We start from the raw sequence: 18,906 nt of genomic DNA on the forward strand, positions 1-18,906 counted from the left end.
CTTAGCGCTTGATACCGGGGGTCATGACCTTGCCGCCATTGGCCGTCGCAGCCAGATAGACGGACAGGGCGATGGTCACGTCGGAGCCGTAGATCGGCTCGGCCGTGCGTTGCTGCCGGTAGCAGTCGTTGAGACGGTGCTGCATGGTCCAGAACTGGCCATTCGACACCCGGTAGGCAGGCCAGCTTCCCCAGCCGGCGGCAGCGCCTTCCTGGGTGCGCAGATCAGGCAGTTCCTGCATGCGGATGCGCTTGCCCTGGTCACCGTGGCAGGTGGCACAGGAGAAGTCCATGGGACCGGCGCGATGGTAGAAAGCCAGCTTGCCCAGGTCGTACATCTTCTTCATCTCAGGATGACGCATGTCAACCTTGATCTTCTGCCCGTTCGATTCGGTCACGACGTAAGCGACCAGCGCTGCCATCTTTTCCTTTTCGCCCTTCAGCCAGCCAGCATTGACCACGGCCTTGGGATCCAGACCCTGCAGGGTTTCCATGCAGGTCATCAGGCGCGTCTCGAGATCCTGGACCTTGCCGGTATCCTTGAAGAAGCGCGGCAACTGCGCGGATGCGCCCTTGACCACGCCCGGTCCAAGGCCGAGGTCACATTTTTCCAGCGAGGCATTTTTCGGACCGCGCGGGGTTTTCCAGAGCTCTTCGCCTTCGGCGGCGACCAGTTCGGACGGGTTGCCATCGGCCAGGGCCTCGCGATAGGCGTTGATGCCTTCGAGCAGATCGTCGCTGGCTGCGGCGAGCAACGGTGCGCCCGCCAGCCCGACGGCCAGCGCAGCGACAAGATATTTCTGTCGGATTACCATGAACTCCTCCGTTCACTATGTGTGTTTTGCCGGTCACTGGTCTGTCGCCGTTTGACCGGGATGCAGACGGACAGCCGGCCACCCCCGACCGTCCGCCAGGCATTGCGACATCAGGCGATGGCAGCCTCGTCGGTGCGCGACTCGCCCTTGTTGTCCTTCCAGCTGATGGCAATCTTGTCGCCGGCCGCGCCGCCCTTGAAACGGAAGGCCAGATAGGGGTTCTTCGAGACCGCGGTACCGAACTCGGAAACCAGGACCGGCTTGCCGTTGTGCGTGGCGGTCAGTTCGGTGATGAACCAGGCCGGAATCACGGCGCCGTTCGCGTCCTTGCGCTGGCCGGTTTCCATTTCGTGCGCGATCAGCGCCTTGACTTCAGTGACGCCGTCCTTGACGGAGGCGCGAATACGCATGGGTTTCGTAGACATGTTTATCTCCTTGAATGCCTGTTGATCCGATCAGCCGCCGCAGCCGCCGAGGGTGACCTTGATTTCCTTGGTCGCCATGTAGAACTTGTCGCCGGCCTTGACCAGCGCGTAGACGTTCGAGGTCTGGCCCATCTTGACCCGGGTCTGCACGTTGGCTTCGGTCCCTGCCGGGAGCATGAAGCTGGCCGCCAGGGCATTCGGGTTCTTGTCGATCAGGATCGCGACCATGGTCGTGCCGGCGATCTTGGAATCGACACCGACCGGCACCACGGCACCGTTTTCGGCGATATCCGGGCCGGTGACCTGAACATCGCTGCTGTCGGCCGGCTGCACGGCGCCGAGCGCCTTCAGCGTATCGGCCATGCTCTTGGCTTCGAAGGCAGCCTTGTTCCAGGCGGCCAGGGCGACATTCGGGATCATGCCGGCAGCGGCCAGCGCGCCGAGAACGGCGGCACCGGTACCGGTCTTGAGTACATTACGACGTTGATTGTTCATGACTTCTCCTCTCGTTGAATTGGGGATCAATGCCCGGACTTGTGCGCCGGACCATCCACGGTGCGAACACCGCGGACAGGACCGAACGTACGGTTCTGCTCTTCCAGATTGCCGTGTGCCGTACGGGCGTAACCCGGCAGCACCGACCCTACCTTGACTTCCTTCTTGCAGTTCTTCATGCACGCCACGTTGGTCACATCCGGCTTGCCGCCATTGCCGATACCGCCCTTGGCTGCCGGCGCGCCCGGCCACATGCCGTGGTCGGTAGTCATGCCGTAGCGGTTGGGCATCAACTTCTGGACCTCGGCGATGTTCTGGTCGGACAGCACGAAGTTGTCCGGAACGATTTCCGCCAGGTTCAGGAAGTAGGCGAGGATGGCGTACACCTCGTCCGGCTTCAGCGACTTGGGCTCGGTCCAGGGCATGGCGCGGTAGATGTAGTCCCACAGCGTGGAAATGGTCGACACCTTGGTGAAGGTGGTGCGCTGCGGAATGCTGTCGGTCAGGAAACCACCGACCCGGCCGTTCTTGATGTCGTCCTTGGTGGTACCGCCGATCAGCGGGGTGAACACCTCGTTCGACTCGCCGAAGCTGCCGTGACAGGAGGCGCACTTTTCCTCGAACAGATCGTTGCCGACCTGGACGTTACCCGATCCCTTGGGCAGCCCCTTGAAATCGGGGCGGACGTCGATATCCCAGGCCTTGACCTCGGCCGGCGTGGCCTGACGACCGATACCCTTGTAGCTGTCAAAGGCAAAAGCGCTGCTGGCGATGGCCGCCGTGGCCAGAACGAGAATGGACTTAGAGAACCTGGACATTGCTGATCTCCCCGTTTTGCTCGACCTTCCAGGTCTGGATGGCATTGTTGTGATAGATCGACTTCGAACCGCGCACTGCACGCAACTGACCGTAGGTCGGCTGGACGTAACCGGTTTCGTCGATGGCGCGCGACTGCAGCATGGCTTCCTTGCCGTCCCACACCCAGTTGATGTTGAAACGGGTCAGGGCCTTGTTCTGGACCGGACCTTCGATGCGCGCCTGCTGCCAGTTGACGCCACCGTCGAAGGAAACATCGACGCGGGTGATCTTGCCGCGACCCGACCAGGCAACACCGCTGACGTTGTAGAAGCCCTTTTCCAGCAGACGCTGGCCGCCGGACGGCGTGGTGATGACCGACTTGCACTCCTGGATCGACGTGTACTGACGGTGCTTGCCGTCCGGCATCAGGTCGATGTAATGCACCGCCTCGTCCTTGGTCGCGTACGGCTTGTCACCGACTTCGATGCGGCGCAGCCACTTGACCCAGGACACGCCCTGCACGCCCGGCACCACCAGGCGCAGCGGATAGCCGTTTTCCGGCCGCAGCATTTCGCCGTTCATGCCGTAGGCGACGAACACTTCGCCGTTCTCGACCATTTCCATCGGGATGGTCCGGGTCATCGACGAACCGTCGGCCCCCTCGGCCAGCACGTAACGGGCCTTCTTGTAATCGACGCCGCAATCTTCCAGCAGCAGCTTGAGCGGCACGCCGGTGAACTCCGAGCAGGACAGCATGCCGTGCGTGTATTGCACCGTCGGCACGGCGACATTGCCCCATTCGAGACCGGTATTGGCGCCACACTCGATGAAGTGGATGCGCGACACCGACGGCAGGCGCATCAGATCATCCATGGTGTAGACCTTGGGCTTCTTCAGGAAGGCCGGATCGGAACCGTTGATCATCAGACGATGCACGGCGGGATCGACATCGACCCAACCCTGGTGATGGCGCTCGAAATGCAGGCCGGACGGCGTGATGATGCCGAACAGCCCCTGCAGCGGCGTAAACGACACCGAGGCCTGCGGCACCCGGGTCAGACCCGGCGACTCGCGGCGCAGCAACTGGCTCTCATACTTCGACGGCTGACCGTAGGGATTGAGCGCTACCGGCATGCCCAGCTGCTTGCTCCAGTCCGGCAGATTCAGAATTGCCGGATCGCCCTCGGCGGCACGCGCGGCCAGCGGTGCTGCCATCGCGGCCCCCGCCGCCATGAAACTCTTGCGCAGGAAATTGCGACGTCCTGCAGCAACGGCCTTGACCTGATCTTCCGTCAGGAAATTTTCCGGTGCACGTTGCAGGCGCCCCGGTTGTTTTGCTAAATCACCCATAGAGATTTCTCCCCTCCGCTCGATTGACTTCAAGTACTGCAACGCTCGGTCTTTATCCCCAGGTGTTCGCCAATGTCACGGCTGGCTACCGTGACGCTGACGGTCCTGCAGATATCGACAAAATTCGGATCGATGACGCGGTAGAACACGGAATTCCCTTCACGCCGCCTCGCCACCACACCGGCGCGGTAGAGGATGTTCAGATGCCGCGAAATATTGGCCTGCGTCAGACCGACCTGGTCGACCACCTCATGAACGGGGCGCTCCTCGCCGCACAGGCTGGAGAGGATGCGCAGGCGCGTCGGGTCAGCCAGAAGGCTGAAGTAATGCGCTACCTGTTCGAATACCTGGTTTGTCTCGTCCATGTCGTTTTATTGATCTAGGTCAACGGCAATGTATAACTGAGTATTTATATAGTCAACAACTAATATTGTTGCAACGCAGCATGTAATTATTCGAAAACTGCTATACCCTCTCGGTCACGCGGGCGCCAAAACATCCAAAAACCCGGGCATCCACGCTTAAATCGACAACACCCAGAGGAAGGAGAAGTCTCGATGAAACGACTTACCGCAATCGCCGCCGTCTGCCTGTTGGCTTCGGCCGGCGCGCATGCCGCCGACCCCAATCTTGGCCGCAATCTGGCAGCCACCTGCGCCAACTGCCATGGCACCAACGGCAAGGCCGTCCCTGGCGGCGGCATGGATTCGCTGGCCGGCGAAAGCAAGGCCAAGCTGCTGCAGAAGCTCGCTGATTTCAAGAGCGGCGACAAACCCGCCTCGATCATGCACCAGATCACCAAGGGCTACACCGACGAGCAACTGAGCCTGATCGCTGATTACTACGCAGCGCAGAAATAAGGGGGAAATGAAAATGATGCTGATGAAACGACGTGATTTCCTCAAAGCCGGTGCCGCTGCAGGCGCCATGGCTTCCCTTTATGGCTGTGCTGGCGGCAACAAGGCTGGCGGACACGTGGTGGTCGTCGGTGGCGGCTTTGGCGGTGCCACCGTGGCCAAGTATCTGCGCATGTGGAGCGAAGGCTCCGTCCAGGTCACCCTGATCGAACGCAATCCGGCCTTCGTCTCCTGCCCGATCTCCAACCTGGTGATCGCCGGCACCAAGTCGATGGAAGACATCACGGTCAGCTACGACAACCTGAAGAGCAAGTGGGGCGTCCGCGTGCTGCAGGACGACGTGCTCGCCGTCGACACTGCCAAGCGTTCGGTCAAGCTGGCCAAGGGTGGCGAGATGAGCTACGACCGCATCGTGCTGTCGCCGGGCATCGACTTCATGTTCGACCAGATCCCTGGCCTGAACAACGCCGCTGCCCAGGAAAAGATCATGCACGCCTGGAAGGCCGGTCCGCAGACCGTCACCCTGCGTAAGCAGCTCGAAGCCATGAAAGACGGCGGCACTTTTGCCATCGCCATTCCCAAGGCACCGTATCGCTGCCCGCCGGGACCGTACGAGCGCGCCTGCGTGGTCGCCGACTACTTCAAGAAGAACAAGCCCAAGTCCAAGGTCGTCATCCTCGACGCCAACGAGGACGTGCAATCGAAGAAAGGCCTGTTCGTCAAAGCCTGGAACGACCTGTACAAGGACACCATCGAGTACCGTCCGAACAGCGAAGTCAAGGACATCGAGGTGGCCAGCAACACCGCCATCCTCGAATTCGACAAGTTCAAGGCCGACGTGCTCAACGTCATCCCGCCGCACCGCGCCGGCAACATCGCCGCTCAGTCGGGCATCAAGCTGATCAACAACCGCTGGGTCGATGTTGACTGGCTGACGATGGAATCGACCAGCACGCCCGGCGTGCATGTCATCGGTGACGCGATCTTCCCGGCGCCGACCATGCCCAAGTCCGGTCACATGGCCAACCAGCACGGCAAGCTGACGGCAGCCGCGATCATCAACCTGCTCGCCGGCCAGGCGCCGAACCCGACGCCGGTGGTGATGAACACCTGCTACAGCTTCGTCGATGCCAAGAACGCCATCCACGTTGCCTCGATCCACCAGTACGACGCTGCCACCAAGCTGGTGCAGCCGGTCAAGGGCGCCGGCGGCGTCTCCGCTGCCCGCAACGAACTGGAAGGCAAGGCCGCGATGGGCTGGGCGAAGAACATCTGGGCCGACATGCTGGCCTGATCGCTACGCAACAATGAAAAAGGCCACCCGATCGGGTGGCCTTTTTTTGTCCGGCGCTTGCGAAACTCAGTCTAGCGTGGCGATGTAGGCGGCGACCGCGTGCGTCTCCAGCTCCGACAACTTGGACGCGACGGTGTGCATGACCGCGTTGTCGTTGGTCCGCTCACGACGATTGAACAGCTTGATCTGGTCTTCGGTGTAGCGCGGATGCTGGCCAGCCAGACGCGGCAGTTGCGGCGTGCCGTGGCCCTTGACCCCGTGACAGCTGGCACAGCTCGGCAGACCGGTGAATTGATTGCCGCGTTGGAAGATGTACTTGCCGACCGCTACCAGCTCGGCATCCTTGACCTCGCGCCCGGGAACCTGCTTGCTCTCGAAATAGTGACCAATCGCCTTCATCTCGGCAGGCGTCAGGTCTTCCGACTGCGGCTGCATGGTATCGCTCTTGCGCTTGCCCGACTTGAACTCGGCCAGCTGCTTGGCGGTGTATTCCCAGTGCTGCCCCGCCAGGCGCGGGAAGACGGCGCTGGCCGCCTCGCCTTCCATACCGTGGCAGAGAAAGCAGCGGCCGGAAACGATTTCCTCGGCCCGCGCCAGGTCAGCCGCCTGGACCGGCGCGATAACGGCCGCCGCCAGGGCAAAGCCCGCAAAAAACTTGTTCATGATCCCCCCGTTGTCTCGCTTCAAAAGTAGATCATTAAATCGTAATTTGCTTACATCCGGCTTTCAAGCCCCTCAGGCGTGCCCGGTGCTGCCAAACCCACCCTCACCGCGATCGCTGCTGGCGAAATCATCGACCACATTGAAGGCCACCTGCAGGACCGGCACGATGACCAGTTGGGCAATCCGCTCCAGCGGGGAAATGGTGAATGCGGCCGAACCACGATTCCAGACCGAGACCATCAGTTGCCCCTGGTAGTCACTGTCGATCAGACCGACCAGGTTGCCGAGCACGATCCCGTGCTTGTGACCGAGGCCGGAACGCGGCAGGATCATCGCCGCCAGTCCGGGGTCGGCCAGGTGAATGGCCATGCCGGTCGGCACCAGGACAGTCTGCCCGGGCAACAGTTCGAGCGGTGCGTCGAGGCAGGCGCGCAGGTCGAGGCCGGCCGAACCCGGCGTCGCGTAATGCGGCGGATTGTCGTTGAGTCGGGAGTCGAGAATCTTGACGTCGATACGGTGCATCAGTGGCTTCCTGTCAGTTTGGCAATATGGTCAACAAGCTGCGTGGCCAGCGCCGATTTGCTGGCCGGCGTCAGCGGATGGCTGCCCTGGTCGTCGAACAGGACCAGCCGGTTATCGTCACCGCCGAAACCATCCTGGATCAGGTTGCCGACGATCAGTGGAATCTTCTTCTTGTGCCGCTTGGCCTGGGCATAGGCTTCCAGGTTCTGGCTCTCGGCGGCGAAACCGACGCAGAACGGCCCATCGGCCAGCGCCGCAACCTCGGCCAGGATATCCGGGTTCTCGACCAGTTCGATGGCCGGCACACCGCCGTGATCCTTTTTCAGTTTGTGCTCGGCGGCATTGGCCACACGATAGTCGGCAACCGCCGCCACGGCGATGAAAATATCGGCCGTCGTCGCCCGCGCCATCACGGCGGCGTGCATGTCGAGGGCGCTGCGCACATCGATGCGCTCGACACCCGGCGGCGCTGCCAGGGCCACCGGACCGGACACCAGCGTCACCTCGGCACCGGCCTGGCGCGCCGCGCGGGCGATGGCGTAGCCCATGCGCCCGGACGACAGATTGGTGATGCCACGGACCGGATCGATGGCTTCGAAAGTCGGCCCGGCCGTGATCAGCAGCCGACGGCCAGCGAGCACCTTGGGCACGAAGAAATCGACGACGGCCTCAAGCAGCTCTTCGGGTTCAAGCATCCGCCCCGGCCCGGTCTCGCCGCAGGCCTGGACCCCGCTGGCCGGCCCGACCATGGCGATGCCGTCGGTGACGAGTTGGGCGACATTGCGTTGCGTCGCCGGGTTTTCCCACATCTGGCGATTCATCGCCGGCGCCAGCAACAAAGGACAATCGCGCGCCAGCACCATGGTCGCCAGCAGATCGTCGGCCATACCATTGGCGATGCGCGCCATGAAATCGGCCGAAGCCGGCGCAACCACGATCAGGTCGGCCTGCCGCGACAGGTCGATATGCGCCATCGCATTCGGCATCCGCGCATCCCACTGGTCAACGTACACCGGCTTGCCGGACAAGGCCTGGAAAGTCGTCGGCGTCACGAAACGGGTCGCGCCTTCGGTCATCGCCACCTGCACGTCGGCGCCCTGCTTGACCAGCAGACGGAGCAGTTCGGCCGCCTTGTAGGCGGCAATGCCACCCGTCACACCGAGCACGATGCGCTTGCCATTCAATTCCATAGTCATATTCGCTAAAATGATCGCTGCCACATTCTACTGGAGTCGGGCTCATGGCGATCACTGACTGGCCACAACAGGAACGCCCGCGCGAACGGCTGCTGGCCGGCGGCCCGCAGGCGCTGTCGGATGCCGAACTCCTGGCCATCTACCTGCGCGTCGGCGTCCGCGGGAAAAGCGCGGTCGACCTGGCCCGCGACCTGCTCCACCGACACGATGGCAAACTCGGTCGCCTGGTCAGCGCGTCAATCAAGGAACTCGCCTGCGTTCCCGGCATCGGCATCGCCAAGGCGGCCCAGTTGCAAGCCAGTTTTGAACTGGCGCGCCGGGCGCTGAACGAGGAAATGGAAGAGCGCGACAACTTCACCTCGCCAGGCGCCGTCCGCGACTGGTTGCGCCTGAAACTTGCACACAGCCAGCAGGAAATGTTCATGGCGCTGTGGCTCGATGCCCAGAACCGCTTGCTGCACAGTGAGGTATTGTTTACCGGAACGCTGACGCAGACTTCGGTTTACCCCCGCGAAGTGGTCAAACAGGCGCTGGCCCGCAACGCCGCCGCCGTGATCCTGGCGCACAATCATCCGTCAGGCGTTGCCGAACCTTCGGCTGCCGACGAAATGCTCACCCGCAGCCTGCGTGAAGCCTTGACCCTCGTCGACGTCAGGCTGCTCGACCATTTCATCGTTGCCGGCAACGCCCGGCCGCTCTCCTTTGCCGAGCGCGGTTTACTCTAACCAACGAAAAAACACTTGATCCATAAAGATGTTCCGGATAAAATCGCGGGCTTTCTTCTAGCAAATTCTGGAGCACCATCATGGCGCGAGTCTGCCAAGTAACGGGTAAAGGCCCGATGGTTGGGAACAACGTTTCCCACGCCAATAACAAAACGAAGCGCCGCTTCCTGCCGAATCTGCAGTATCGTCGCTTTTGGGTCGAAAGCGAGAACCGCTTTGTTCGCCTGCGCGTTTCCAACGCTGGTCTGCGTCTGATCGACAAGAAGGGCATTGATGCCATCCTGACCGATCTCCGCGCCCGCGGCGAAATCTAATCGAGAGGAATTGAAAAATGGCTAGCAAAGGCGGTCGCGAAAAGATCAAGCTGGAATCCACTGCGGGTACCGGTCACTTCTATACCACTTCCAAGAACAAGCGCACGACGCCTGAAAAACTGGAATTCATGAAGTACGACCCGAAGGCCCGCAAGCATGTGGCCTACAAGGAAGTGAAGCTGAAGTAAGCACTTCACGCTCGACAAAAAACCCGCCGCTGGCGGGTTTTTGTTTTTCTACGTGTTTTTTCTGCGCCTCGATCAACGCCCCGGATGTTTCATCAGGAGCAGCACATAGACGATCATGCCGGCGAAGAAGAGAGCCGACCAGTTGGCCATCGACAGACCGAGAAACACCCATTCCTTGCTGGTACAGAACCCGGTGGCAAGAAACAGCGACGGCCACTGCATGCCCAGCATGTCCACCAGGCGCTCGATCAGGTTGGGGTCGGTAAAGCTGCATTCCGGCGCCAGGTCAGGAAAAGCCTGCATCCAGCTTTGATAGGCGGCGACGCCAAATCCCAGCAGCGCCAGCAGGGCGATGGCGCCCAGCCAGAACAGACCCGCCGCCGGCATCATCAGCCCGAGCAGGGCGAGCACGCCGATCAGCAGGTAGAGCAAGCGCTGGAAGATGCAATAGGGACACGGCGCCAGACTCAACATGGTCTGCAGTTGCAGGCCGGCAAAAGCCACGCCAAGGCAGCCCGCCCCCAGCGCCCCGAACCAGGCCCGCAGCGGATAGCAAGCGACACATTTGCTCAGCAAACGGAACATCAAAACTCTCCAAAATTAACAATTAACACAACAATTCACAAAACATCTTGCAAAACCCGCACATCCGCCGGCAGAATGTTACAAAAAGCTTTCAAGAAACCACTTTCATAGCGGAGACAAGTTTTGCCAACCCCTTCTCACCCGTCTGAGAACCAGCGTCTGCTCGCCCTGCTTGCGGCGAGCAACACGGCGCGCCATCAGACCGGCGACGAAACCGCGATGCTACAGCAGCAATGTCGCCTGCTGGTGGAAACCGGCGGCTTTCGTAGCGCCAGTCTGGACATACAGCCCCGGAACATCGACAAGCCTGGCAAAGCCAAGCTGCAAAGGGCTGCCAGCTATCCGCCCGATGCAACGGTGAAATCAAAAACCAGCGCACTCAAGCTGACCTGGACCGATGCCCACCAGGGCAAAGGCGAACTGCACGTCGAATCCGTCAACGGCAATTTTACCGCCGAAGAGCGACTGGCCCTGCAGATCATTGCCGACAGCATCGGCGAAACCCTGCTGCAGATTCGCCAGGACGAGGCCAGCCAGCAGATGGAATCGCGCCTACGCCAGCTTTCCCGGGCCATGGATTCGAGCCTCAACGGCGTCATGATCACCTCGTCGACCCAGCTCGACCACCCCATCGTTTACGTTAATCCAGCCTTTGAACGGATCACCGGCTACAGCGCCGAAGAAGTGATCGGCCAGAGCGGCCGCTTCCTGGTCCGCGACGACTTCAACCAGCGCGGCCTCGGCACGATCCGCGAGGCCCTGCGTTGCCGCCGCGAGGCCCACGCCATCCTGCGCAATTACCGCAAGGATGGTTCGCTGTTCTGGAACGAGTTGTTCATCGCCCCGGTCCGCGATGAAAGCGGCAGCATGACCACGCATTTCGTCAGCATCCTCAACGACGTCAGCGAACGGATCAGCTACGAACAGCAACTGGAATTCCACGCCAACCACGATGCGCTGACCGGACTGGCCAACCGCAACCTGCTCAACGACCGCATTGCTCAGGCGCTCGCCCAGGCGCGCGCCGACGGGCTGATGGTCGGCGTACTGTTGCTCGACCTCGACCGCTTCAAGCTGATCAACGACGGCTTCGGCCATTCGCCGGCCAACGAATTGCTGAAATCGGTCGCCCACCGACTGAACCAGAGCGTACGCGACACCGACACCGTTGCCCGCCTGGGCGGCGACGAGTTCGTCGTTGTCATCGGCCGCCTGCAGTCGGCTGACGATCTGTCCATCGTCGCCGGCAAGATCCTGCGCTCGCTGAACCAGCCCTTCATCATGGAAGGCAAGGAGATCTTCGTCACCGCCTCGGTCGGCGCCGCGCTTTATCCGCGCGACGGCGATCACGGCGAAATCCTGCTGCGCAACGCCGACGTGGCCATGTACCGGGTCAAGGAACACGGCCGCAACAACTACCGTTTCTATGCGCCGGAAATGACGCACATGGCGATCGATCGCCTGGACATGGAAGGCAACCTGCGGCGGGCGCTCGAACGCGGCGAACTACAGGTGTACTACCAGCCGCTGGTCGATCTGGGCAGCGGCGGCATCGTCGGCGCCGAAGCGCTGGTGCGCTGGCAGCATCCACGCATCGGCATGATCCAGCCCGGTGAATTCATCCCGCTGGCCGAGGACACCGGCCTTATCATCCCGCTCGGGCAACTGGTGCTGCGCCAGGTGTGCGCCGACATCCTCGACTGGCAGGCTGCCGGCCTGCCCCCGGTGAAGATTTCGATCAACCTTTCGGCCCGCCAGTTCCGCCAGGACGACCTCTCAGCGACCATTCGCAACGTGCTCGATGAAACCGGGGTCGAGGGCGGTCGCCTCGCCTTCGAGCTGACCGAGAGCATGGTCATGCACGACGTGGAAAACACCCTGGTCACCTTGCGCGAACTGAAAAAACTGGGCGCAACGATTTCGCTCGACGATTTCGGCACCGGTTACTCCAGTCTGTCCTATCTGAAGCGCTTCCCCATCGACACGCTGAAGATCGACCGCAGTTTCGTGCGCGACATCCATGAGGACAAGGACGACGCGGCCATCGCCCACGCGGTCATCGCCATGGCGCACAAACTGGGCATCAAGGTCATTGCCGAGGGCGTCGAAACCCGCGATCAACTCCGACTGCTCAGTGAATTCAGTTGCGACGAAATCCAGGGCTACCTGTTCAGCCGCCCGGTTCCGGTCGGCGAATTCAGCCTGATGCTCAGCAAGCAGCGCAGCTTGGGCGATCTCGACAAGACATGAAGCAGAAACTGGACTACCGGCACGTAGACCGTGGCGAACTCGCCGACTACCTGGCCCAGCGCGACATCCTGTCGGCCGAAGCCCTGGATGGCAGTCATGTCTATCGCTGCCGGGACCAGCAGAGTGAAACCTTGGTTGTCGCCCTGCCGGGCGGCGACGCGCTGATCGTCAGCGTACCACCGGCACTACCAGTGGACCGTCGCCGCCGGGGTGGTTAAACTTGCGCGCATGACTACGCGCATCCTGCTCGTCGAAGACGACCAACGACTGGCTGAGCTGACAGCCGAATACCTCTCCCGCAACGACCTCGATGTCGCCATCGAGGCGCGTGGCGACGTCGCCGAAACCCGGATCCTGGCCGAACAGCCGGATCTGGTCATCCTCGACGTGATGCTGCCCGGCAAGGACGGCTTCGAAGTCTGCCGCGCCGTGCGCCAGCAATACCGCGGCGTGATCCTGATGCTGACAGCGCGCGACGAGGATTTCGACCAGATTCTCGGTCTCGAGCTCGGTGCCGACGACTACATCGCCAAACCGGTGCAACCCCGCGTCCTGCTCGCCCGTATCAAGGCCCTGCTACGTCGCCTGCCGACGCCCGGCGAAACCGATACCGGCGACAGCCAGGTCTTCGGCCAGTTCCGCATCAGCCAGGCGACCCGTACCGCCACGCTGAACGGCCAGGGCATCGACCTGACCACCGCCGAATTCGACCTGCTCTGGCTGCTCGCCTCGCACGCCGGCAACGTCCTGTCCCGCGACGACCTGCTGCAGGAGCTGCGCGGCATCGGTTTCGACGGACTCGACCGCTCCATCGACGCGCGCATCTCGCGCCTGCGCAAGAAGCTGAACGACGACCCGGAAAACCCGACCCGCATCAAGACCGTCCGCGGCAAGGGTTACCTGTTCAGCAAACATGACTGGAACTGATCCGGACACGCCGGACAACGCCCCCCCGGGGCGCCAGGGCCTGGCCCGATCCCTGTTCCGGGGCAGCTTGCCGCGCTGGCGCGGCGGGCGTTACAGCCTGTCCAAGCTGTTCCTCAACTTCTACCTGCTGGCGATGGGTTCCTTCGTCGCCATCGCCTTCACCGCCGACTTCATCATTTCCACCGCGCAGCAGGGCATTACCGACGACTACGCCCGGCGTTTCATGCGCGGCACGATCACGCTGATCGAAGACGAGCTGTTTCGCCATCCACGCCGGCAATGGGAACAGAAGATCCAGGATATCGACGGCAAGTTTTCCTACAAACTGGGCATCGTCGAACGGCGTACGCTCGACACCCGGCTGACCAGCGCCCAGGTCGCCAAACTGGATGCCGGCGATATCGCCATCGCCCACGATCACGACGTGATGTACCACCGCCTTGGCAACACCAGCAAGGTACTCGTCGTCGGCCCCTTGTCGGCCAGCCGCAACCCCGAGGAACACGCCGGCCTGCCCCTCGACCTGCGCCTGCGCCTGTTGACCTGGAGCCTGATCGGCGTGATCTTCGCCGTCGCCTTGTGGTTCTGGGTCCGCCCGGTCTGGCGCGACCTCGAAACCCTGCGCCAGAGCGCCCGCGATTTCGGCGACGGCAATTTCGACACCGGCAGCACCGTCGTCCAAACACAACTTTTCTCGCCGCTGGCCGACACGCTGAACAGCATGGCGGAACGGGTGCGCCAGTTGCTGGCCACCCATCGCGAACTTTCCTGTGGCATTTCGCACGAATTGCGCACGCCGATCGCGCGCATGCGCTTTGCCCTGGAAATGCTCTCGGAAACCGACGATATCGACGAACGCCGTCGCCTGTGGGCGATGATGGAAGCCGACCTCGACGAACTCGACCAGTTGATCGACACCAGCCTGACCTATGCCCGCTACGAGCGGGAAATCCCGGAAGCCCACTTTTCCAGTGTCCGCTTCGCCGACTGGCTGGCCGACGAGGTCGATTCAGTCCGCCTGCTCGGCCGGCAACTTCAGGTGACCGTCGACACTGAAAGCCTGCCCGAAAACCTGCACATCGACCTCGACCGCAAGGCCATGCCCTACGCCCTGCGCAACCTGCTGCGCAATGCCTTCAAGTACGCCGCCAGGGAAATCCAAGTCAGCGCCGAAATCCTCGGCGAACGCATCGCCATCCACGTCGACGACGACGGCATCGGCATCCCCGAAGAAGACCGGGAACACATCTTTTCTGCCTTCACCCGCCTTGACCGCTCGCGCGACCGTTCGACCGGCGGTTACGGACTGGGGCTGGCCATTGCCCGCCGCGTCCTCGAACTGCATGGCGGCACCGCCTTCGCCAGCAGCAGCCCGCTGGGTGGCGCACGCTTCACGCTGACCTGGCAGGCCCATCAGTAGGCGCGGTTACAGTTCGTCATTGATCAAGCGAGCAAGGTTACCGGTCCGCCACCGAGGCGCAACAGTCGCTACGCATCGCCTTCCTTAGAATGCATTCATGTCTTCAGTGCATGAGCAAACCAAGGAAAAGATGATGATCGAGAACAATATCCGCGAATTTCTGGCCGCCGCCCGCGCCTACCTGCTCGGCCTGGTTCCCAACACGCCGGAGAGCGGGATGCAGCTGGCGACCATCCCCGTCCGTCGCCAGTGATGGCCCTGCCCGACGACCTGCCGATCAGTGAAAGCCTGGCCGTATTCTTCGGCGTTGCCGGCTTTCAGTGGCTGGTTTCGGGCCAAGCCGGGCTGATCGACGCCATCGTGCCGGCGCTGCTGTTCGGCGCCAGCGTCTTCGCCATCCGTCGCTGGCGCGAGCGCAAGCGACGCGAAGACGAATCCTGAATGCCTCCCTCGAACACCCCCGGTTCGAGACTTCCTTCCCGCCCTTGAGGCGGGATTTTTTTAGCAGCGCTCCAGCCAGAACAGCGCCGTAATGGTTTTGGCATCGGTGATCCGGCCGTCGAATACGGCTTGGCGTGCTTCTGCCGGCGACAGTTCGACCACTTCGAGGAATTCGTTGTGGTCGAGTTCCTGCCGGCCCTCGCCCTGCAGATCGCGGGCAACGAAAATTTCGATGCGCTCATCCGAATAGCCGATACAGGGATGCATGACGCCCAGGTGCTCCCAACGGGCAGCCAGATAACCGGTTTCCTCGCGCAATTCGCGGCGGGCGGTTTCGGCCAGGGCTTCACCGGGATCGATCTTGCCGGCAGGCAATTCGAGGAACACCTGGCGCAAGGGGTAACGAAACTGGCGTTCGAACAGCAGCTTGCCATTCGGCAGGAAGGCCAGGATCACCACCGCGCCGGGATGATGGATGTACTCACGTACCGAGGTCGCGCCATTGGGCAGGCGCACGGTGTCCTTGCGTACCTTGAGCAGGCAGCCCTCGAAGACGCTTTCGGAACTCAGTTCTGATTCGATCAAATGCGCATCGGACATGTTCATCTTCCCCAATGGAAAACGCCCCGACTCGGCGGGGCGTTTGGCTGTTGTTACGACATCACAGTGAGCGCAGCAAGGCGTAGGCGCACAGCGACATGATCAGTTGCGGGAACAGGCCAAGCCCGGCCATCGCCAAACCGTTGGCGGAGATCAGGATGCGCATGTCGAGACCGGCCGAAATCGGCGTTTCCTCGACCGGTGCATCGAAATACATCAGCTTGACCACACGCAGGTAGTAGAAGGCGCCGATCAGCGAGAACAGCACGGCAACGACCGCCAGCCATAGGTAACCGGCCGCGACAACCGCCTGCAGCACCGAGAACTTGGCGAAGAAGCCGACGAAGAAGGGAACACCAGCCATCGAGAACATGATCATCAGCATGATCGCGGCAAACCACGGGCTGCGCTTGTTCAGCCCCTTGTAGTCGTCGAGTTCGTCGGCTTCGAAACCGGCGCGGGCCATCAGCAGGATCATGCCGAAAGCGGCTGTCGTGGTCAGCACATAGACGATCACGTAGAACATCGCCGAGCTGTAGGCATTCAGGGCGTAGCGGGGATCGCCGCCGACGACGCCGGTAACGATGCCGAGCAGCATGAAGCCCATGTGCGAGATCGCCGAATAGGCCAGCATGCGCTTGAGGTTGGTCTGGGCAATGGCAGCCAGGTTGCCGACGGCCATCGACAGCACCGACAGGATGATCAGCATGCCCTGCCAGTCTTCGGCCAGGGTGATCAGGCCGCTGACCAGCAGACGCATGACGATGGCGAAGGCGGCCAGCTTGGGGGCCGAACCGATGAGCAGGGTCACCGGGGTCGGCGCGCCGTGATAGACGTCGGGAATCCACATGTGGAAGGGAACGACGCCCAACTTGAAGGCCAGACCGGCGACCAGGAAGACCAGGCCGAAGATCAGCACGGTACGGTTGCTCTCACCCTGATACAGGACTTCGGCCAGTTCGGTGATTTCCAGCGTGCCGGTGGCACCGTAGATCATCGACATGCCGTAGAGCAGCATGCCGGACGCCAGGGCGCCGAGCACGAAGTACTTCATCGCCGCCTCGGTCGAGGCCAGCGAATCGCGGTTCATCGCCACCATCGCGTACAGCGACAGCGACAGCAGTTCGAGACCGACGTACAGGGTGACGAAGTTGTTGGCCGAAATCATGACCAGCATGCCCAGCGTGGCAAACAGCGCCAACACGTAGTACTCGCCCTTGTTCATTTCCGGGCGGTCGAACAGGTAAGCGCGCGAGTAGAACATGACGACGATCATGGTCATGTACAGGAACAGCTTCAGCAGGTCGGCCATCATGTCGTCGACGAACATGTTGCTGAAGGTGTAGGTGACTTCGCCGCTGCTCGTGTAGATCTGGATCGCTGCCGCACCGAGCAGGGTCAGCTGGGTCAGCACGAAGGTCACGGTGCGACGGCTGTCCTTGACGAAGAGATCGATCATCAGGATGGCCATGGCCATCGTCGCCAGGAAGATTTCCGGAGCAGCCGGCAGGAGGTCGGGAATAACGAAATTGTCGAACATGTCGGCTACCGTTTAGTGAATCTTGCTGACGGCCACGTGACGCAGCAGGTCATTGACCGAGGCGTGCATGACTTCGGTGAAAACTTGCGGGTACAGACCCATCCACAGCGTGCAGATGGCCAGCACGGCGAGGATGGCGAACTCGCGCCCGTTGATGTCGGTGAGTTCCTCGACATGCTTGTTGGCCACAGCGCCGAAGATCACCCGCTTGTACATCCACAGCGAGTAGGCGGCACCCATAATCAGCGAACTGGCGGCAAGGACAGCCACCCAGAAGTTGAATTCGACGGCAGCCAGGATGACCATGAATTCGCCGACGAAGCCGGAAGTCGCCGGTAGACCGGCATTGGCCATGGTGAACAGCATGAACAGCGCAGCGAACTTCGGCATGGTGTTGACCACGCCGCCGTAATCGGCGATCTGGCGGCTATGCACGCGGTCGTACATGACGCCGATACAGAAGAACATGGCGCCGGAGACGAAACCGTGGGAGATCATCTGCACCAGCGCGCCTTCGATGGCCAGCGCGCTGAACATGAAGAAACCGAGGGTGACGAAGCCCATGTGGGCGATCGACGAGTAGGCGACCAGTTTCTTCATGTCGGCCTGGATCAGGGCGACGAAACCGATATAGACCACGGCGATCAGCGACAGGACGATGATGAAGCCGGCCAGTTCCTGGGAGGCATCCGGCGCGATCGGCAGCGAGAAGCGCAGGAAACCGTAGGCACCGAGCTTGAGGCCGATGGCCGCCAGCACGATGGAGCCGCCGGTTGGCGCTTCGACGTGGGCATCCGGCAACCAGGTATGCACCGGCCACATCGGCACCTTGACCGCAAAAGCAATCAGGAAGGCAAGGAAGACCCAGATCTGTGGCGTCAGCTCGATCGGCAGCTTGTGCCAGTCGAGGATGGAGAAGCTGCCGCCGGACTGGAAGAACAGGTACATCAGCGCCAGCAGGAAGAGCAGCGAGCCGAACAGCGTGTAGAGGAAGAACTTGAACGCCGCATAGACGCGGTTGGCACCGCCCCAGACACCGATGATCAGGTACAGCGGAATCAGCGAGGCTTCGAAGAAGACGTAGAACAGGATGCCGTCGAGCGAGCTGAAGATGCCGTTCATCAGGCCGGACATGATCAGGAAGGCGGCCATGTACTGGGCGACCTTGTTCTGGATCACTTCCCAGCCGGCAGCGACGACGATGATGGTGATGAAGGCGTTGAGCACCACGAAGAGCATCGAGATGCCATCGACACCGAGGTGGTAGTTGATGTTGAAACGCGGAATCCAGTTGGCCAGTTCGACGAACTGCATGCCGCCCTGGCTGACGTCGAAGCCGAGCCACAAGGGCACGGTGACGAGGAAGCCGGCAACGGCGCCGGCGAGGGCGAGCATTCTGGCCAGCGGCGCATTGCGGTCACCGCCGGTCATCAGGACGAGCAGGCCCGCCCCGATGGGGATCCAGATGGCGAGAGATAGCAGCGGGTAATTCGACATGTTAT

Annotated in this window: 24 protein-coding genes; 11 read left to right on the forward strand and 13 right to left on the reverse strand. The window is 61.7% G+C overall.

The features are described 5' to 3' along the window. Position 1: 1 nt before the first annotated feature. From soxA to AADV58_RS14185, 6 genes are all read right to left on the reverse strand, one after another. Positions 2 to 814, reverse strand: a complete 813-nt coding sequence (gene soxA, locus AADV58_RS14160; protein ID WP_043420955.1) for a sulfur oxidation c-type cytochrome SoxA — start codon at positions 812 to 814, stop codon at positions 2 to 4. 110 nt (positions 815 to 924) lie between these two features. After that, a complete protein-coding gene (gene soxZ / locus AADV58_RS14165; protein WP_245580512.1) occupies positions 925 to 1,239 on the reverse strand; it encodes a thiosulfate oxidation carrier complex protein SoxZ in 315 nt (104 codons plus the stop codon). A 30-nt stretch (positions 1,240 to 1,269) separates the two neighbouring features. Continuing rightward, a complete protein-coding gene (soxY, locus tag AADV58_RS14170) occupies positions 1,270 to 1,734 on the reverse strand; it encodes a thiosulfate oxidation carrier protein SoxY (RefSeq protein ID WP_028994610.1) in 465 nt (154 codons plus the stop codon). Between the two features lie 26 nt (positions 1,735 to 1,760). Further along, entirely contained in the window at positions 1,761 to 2,552 is a 792-nt protein-coding gene (locus AADV58_RS14175; RefSeq protein WP_157272454.1) for a c-type cytochrome, read from the reverse strand. Then, on the reverse strand, positions 2,536 to 3,882 hold the full coding sequence (soxC, locus tag AADV58_RS14180) for a sulfite dehydrogenase (RefSeq protein ID WP_028994609.1): 1,347 nt from the start codon (positions 3,880 to 3,882) through the stop codon (positions 2,536 to 2,538). The genes AADV58_RS14175 and soxC overlap by 17 nt, the downstream gene beginning before the upstream one ends. Before the next feature lie 29 nt (positions 3,883 to 3,911). Further along, complete coding sequence (locus tag AADV58_RS14185; RefSeq protein ID WP_043420952.1) at positions 3,912 to 4,247, reverse strand: ArsR/SmtB family transcription factor; 336 nt, start codon at positions 4,245 to 4,247, stop codon at positions 3,912 to 3,914. Positions 4,248 to 4,439: 192 nt separating this feature from the next. Here AADV58_RS14185 and AADV58_RS14190 point away from each other — a divergent pair, with 192 nt between their 5' ends. Then, a complete protein-coding gene (locus tag AADV58_RS14190; RefSeq protein ID WP_028994608.1) occupies positions 4,440 to 4,742 on the forward strand; it encodes a c-type cytochrome in 303 nt (100 codons plus the stop codon). A 13-nt stretch (positions 4,743 to 4,755) separates the two neighbouring features. After that, on the forward strand, positions 4,756 to 6,033 hold the full coding sequence (locus tag AADV58_RS14195) for an NAD(P)/FAD-dependent oxidoreductase (RefSeq protein WP_281983397.1): 1,278 nt from the start codon (positions 4,756 to 4,758) through the stop codon (positions 6,031 to 6,033). 66 nt (positions 6,034 to 6,099) lie between these two features. Here the strand turns inward: AADV58_RS14195 and AADV58_RS14200 are convergent, their stop codons facing one another. The 3 genes from AADV58_RS14200 to coaBC all read right to left on the reverse strand — a co-directional run bounded on the left by AADV58_RS14200 (position 6,100) and on the right by coaBC (position 8,408). Continuing rightward, positions 6,100 to 6,696, reverse strand: a complete 597-nt coding sequence (locus tag AADV58_RS14200) for a c-type cytochrome (RefSeq protein ID WP_043420951.1) — start codon at positions 6,694 to 6,696, stop codon at positions 6,100 to 6,102. 72 nt (positions 6,697 to 6,768) lie between these two features. Further along, positions 6,769 to 7,218, reverse strand: coding sequence for a dUTP diphosphatase (dut, locus tag AADV58_RS14205; protein ID WP_028994605.1), 450 nt, complete (start codon positions 7,216 to 7,218; stop codon positions 6,769 to 6,771). Next, positions 7,218 to 8,408, reverse strand: coding sequence for a bifunctional phosphopantothenoylcysteine decarboxylase/phosphopantothenate--cysteine ligase CoaBC (gene coaBC, locus AADV58_RS14210; RefSeq protein WP_341743487.1), 1,191 nt, complete (start codon positions 8,406 to 8,408; stop codon positions 7,218 to 7,220). Before coaBC ends, dut begins: the two co-directional genes overlap by 1 nt. Before the next feature lie 50 nt (positions 8,409 to 8,458). Here coaBC and radC point away from each other — a divergent pair, with 50 nt between their 5' ends. From radC to rpmG, 3 genes are all read left to right on the forward strand, one after another. After that, the gene (gene radC, locus AADV58_RS14215; RefSeq protein ID WP_281984621.1) at positions 8,459 to 9,139 is read left to right on the forward strand and encodes a RadC family protein; all 681 of its coding nucleotides are present in this window, start codon (positions 8,459 to 8,461) and stop codon (positions 9,137 to 9,139) included. Between the two features lie 80 nt (positions 9,140 to 9,219). Then, entirely contained in the window at positions 9,220 to 9,453 is a 234-nt protein-coding gene (gene rpmB, locus AADV58_RS14220) for a 50S ribosomal protein L28 (protein ID WP_028994602.1), read from the forward strand. A gap of 17 nt (positions 9,454 to 9,470) precedes the next feature. Further along, positions 9,471 to 9,641, forward strand: a complete 171-nt coding sequence (gene rpmG, locus AADV58_RS14225; protein ID WP_028994601.1) for a 50S ribosomal protein L33 — start codon at positions 9,471 to 9,473, stop codon at positions 9,639 to 9,641. 72 nt (positions 9,642 to 9,713) lie between these two features. On the opposite strand, the gene AADV58_RS14230 is transcribed toward rpmG, so the two are convergent. Beyond that, the gene (locus AADV58_RS14230) at positions 9,714 to 10,226 is read right to left on the reverse strand and encodes a disulfide bond formation protein B (protein ID WP_051295310.1); all 513 of its coding nucleotides are present in this window, start codon (positions 10,224 to 10,226) and stop codon (positions 9,714 to 9,716) included. A gap of 123 nt (positions 10,227 to 10,349) precedes the next feature. On the opposite strand from AADV58_RS14230, the gene AADV58_RS14235 reads away from it, so the two are divergent. From AADV58_RS14235 to AADV58_RS14260, 6 genes are all read left to right on the forward strand, one after another. After that, positions 10,350 to 12,476 (forward strand): putative bifunctional diguanylate cyclase/phosphodiesterase, encoded by a 2,127-nt coding sequence (locus tag AADV58_RS14235; protein ID WP_051295309.1) that lies wholly within the window; start codon positions 10,350 to 10,352, stop codon positions 12,474 to 12,476. Continuing rightward, positions 12,473 to 12,694 (forward strand): hypothetical protein, encoded by a 222-nt coding sequence (locus AADV58_RS14240; protein ID WP_028994599.1) that lies wholly within the window; start codon positions 12,473 to 12,475, stop codon positions 12,692 to 12,694. Before AADV58_RS14235 ends, AADV58_RS14240 begins: the two co-directional genes overlap by 4 nt. Positions 12,695 to 12,704: 10 nt before the next feature. After that, entirely contained in the window at positions 12,705 to 13,403 is a 699-nt protein-coding gene (locus AADV58_RS14245; protein ID WP_028994598.1) for a winged helix-turn-helix domain-containing protein, read from the forward strand. Beyond that, a complete protein-coding gene (locus tag AADV58_RS14250; protein WP_341743488.1) occupies positions 13,390 to 14,823 on the forward strand; it encodes an ATP-binding protein in 1,434 nt (477 codons plus the stop codon). The genes AADV58_RS14245 and AADV58_RS14250 overlap by 14 nt, the downstream gene beginning before the upstream one ends. 97 nt (positions 14,824 to 14,920) lie before the next feature. After that, a complete protein-coding gene (locus AADV58_RS14255) occupies positions 14,921 to 15,076 on the forward strand; it encodes a hypothetical protein (protein WP_157272453.1) in 156 nt (51 codons plus the stop codon). Further along, a complete protein-coding gene (locus AADV58_RS14260) occupies positions 15,076 to 15,264 on the forward strand; it encodes a hypothetical protein (RefSeq protein WP_341743489.1) in 189 nt (62 codons plus the stop codon). Before AADV58_RS14255 ends, AADV58_RS14260 begins: the two co-directional genes overlap by 1 nt. Before the next feature lie 60 nt (positions 15,265 to 15,324). Here AADV58_RS14260 and AADV58_RS14265 read toward each other — a convergent pair whose 3' ends face one another. The 3 genes from AADV58_RS14265 to AADV58_RS14275 all read right to left on the reverse strand — a co-directional run bounded on the left by AADV58_RS14265 (position 15,325) and on the right by AADV58_RS14275 (position 18,901). Then, a complete protein-coding gene (locus tag AADV58_RS14265; RefSeq protein ID WP_341743490.1) occupies positions 15,325 to 15,864 on the reverse strand; it encodes an NUDIX hydrolase in 540 nt (179 codons plus the stop codon). Between the two features lie 61 nt (positions 15,865 to 15,925). Continuing rightward, positions 15,926 to 17,404, reverse strand: coding sequence for an NADH-quinone oxidoreductase subunit NuoN (gene nuoN, locus AADV58_RS14270; protein WP_281984634.1), 1,479 nt, complete (start codon positions 17,402 to 17,404; stop codon positions 15,926 to 15,928). Positions 17,405 to 17,416: 12 nt separating this feature from the next. Then, positions 17,417 to 18,901: an NADH-quinone oxidoreductase subunit M gene (locus tag AADV58_RS14275; RefSeq protein ID WP_028994593.1), complete on the reverse strand. Its 1,485-nt coding sequence runs from the start codon at positions 18,899 to 18,901 to the stop codon at positions 17,417 to 17,419. Positions 18,902 to 18,906 lie beyond the last annotated feature (5 nt).

This window comes from Azonexus hydrophilus, assembly GCF_038368255.1.
GTDB classification, from domain to species: domain Bacteria; phylum Pseudomonadota; class Gammaproteobacteria; order Burkholderiales; family Rhodocyclaceae; genus Azonexus; species Azonexus hydrophilus.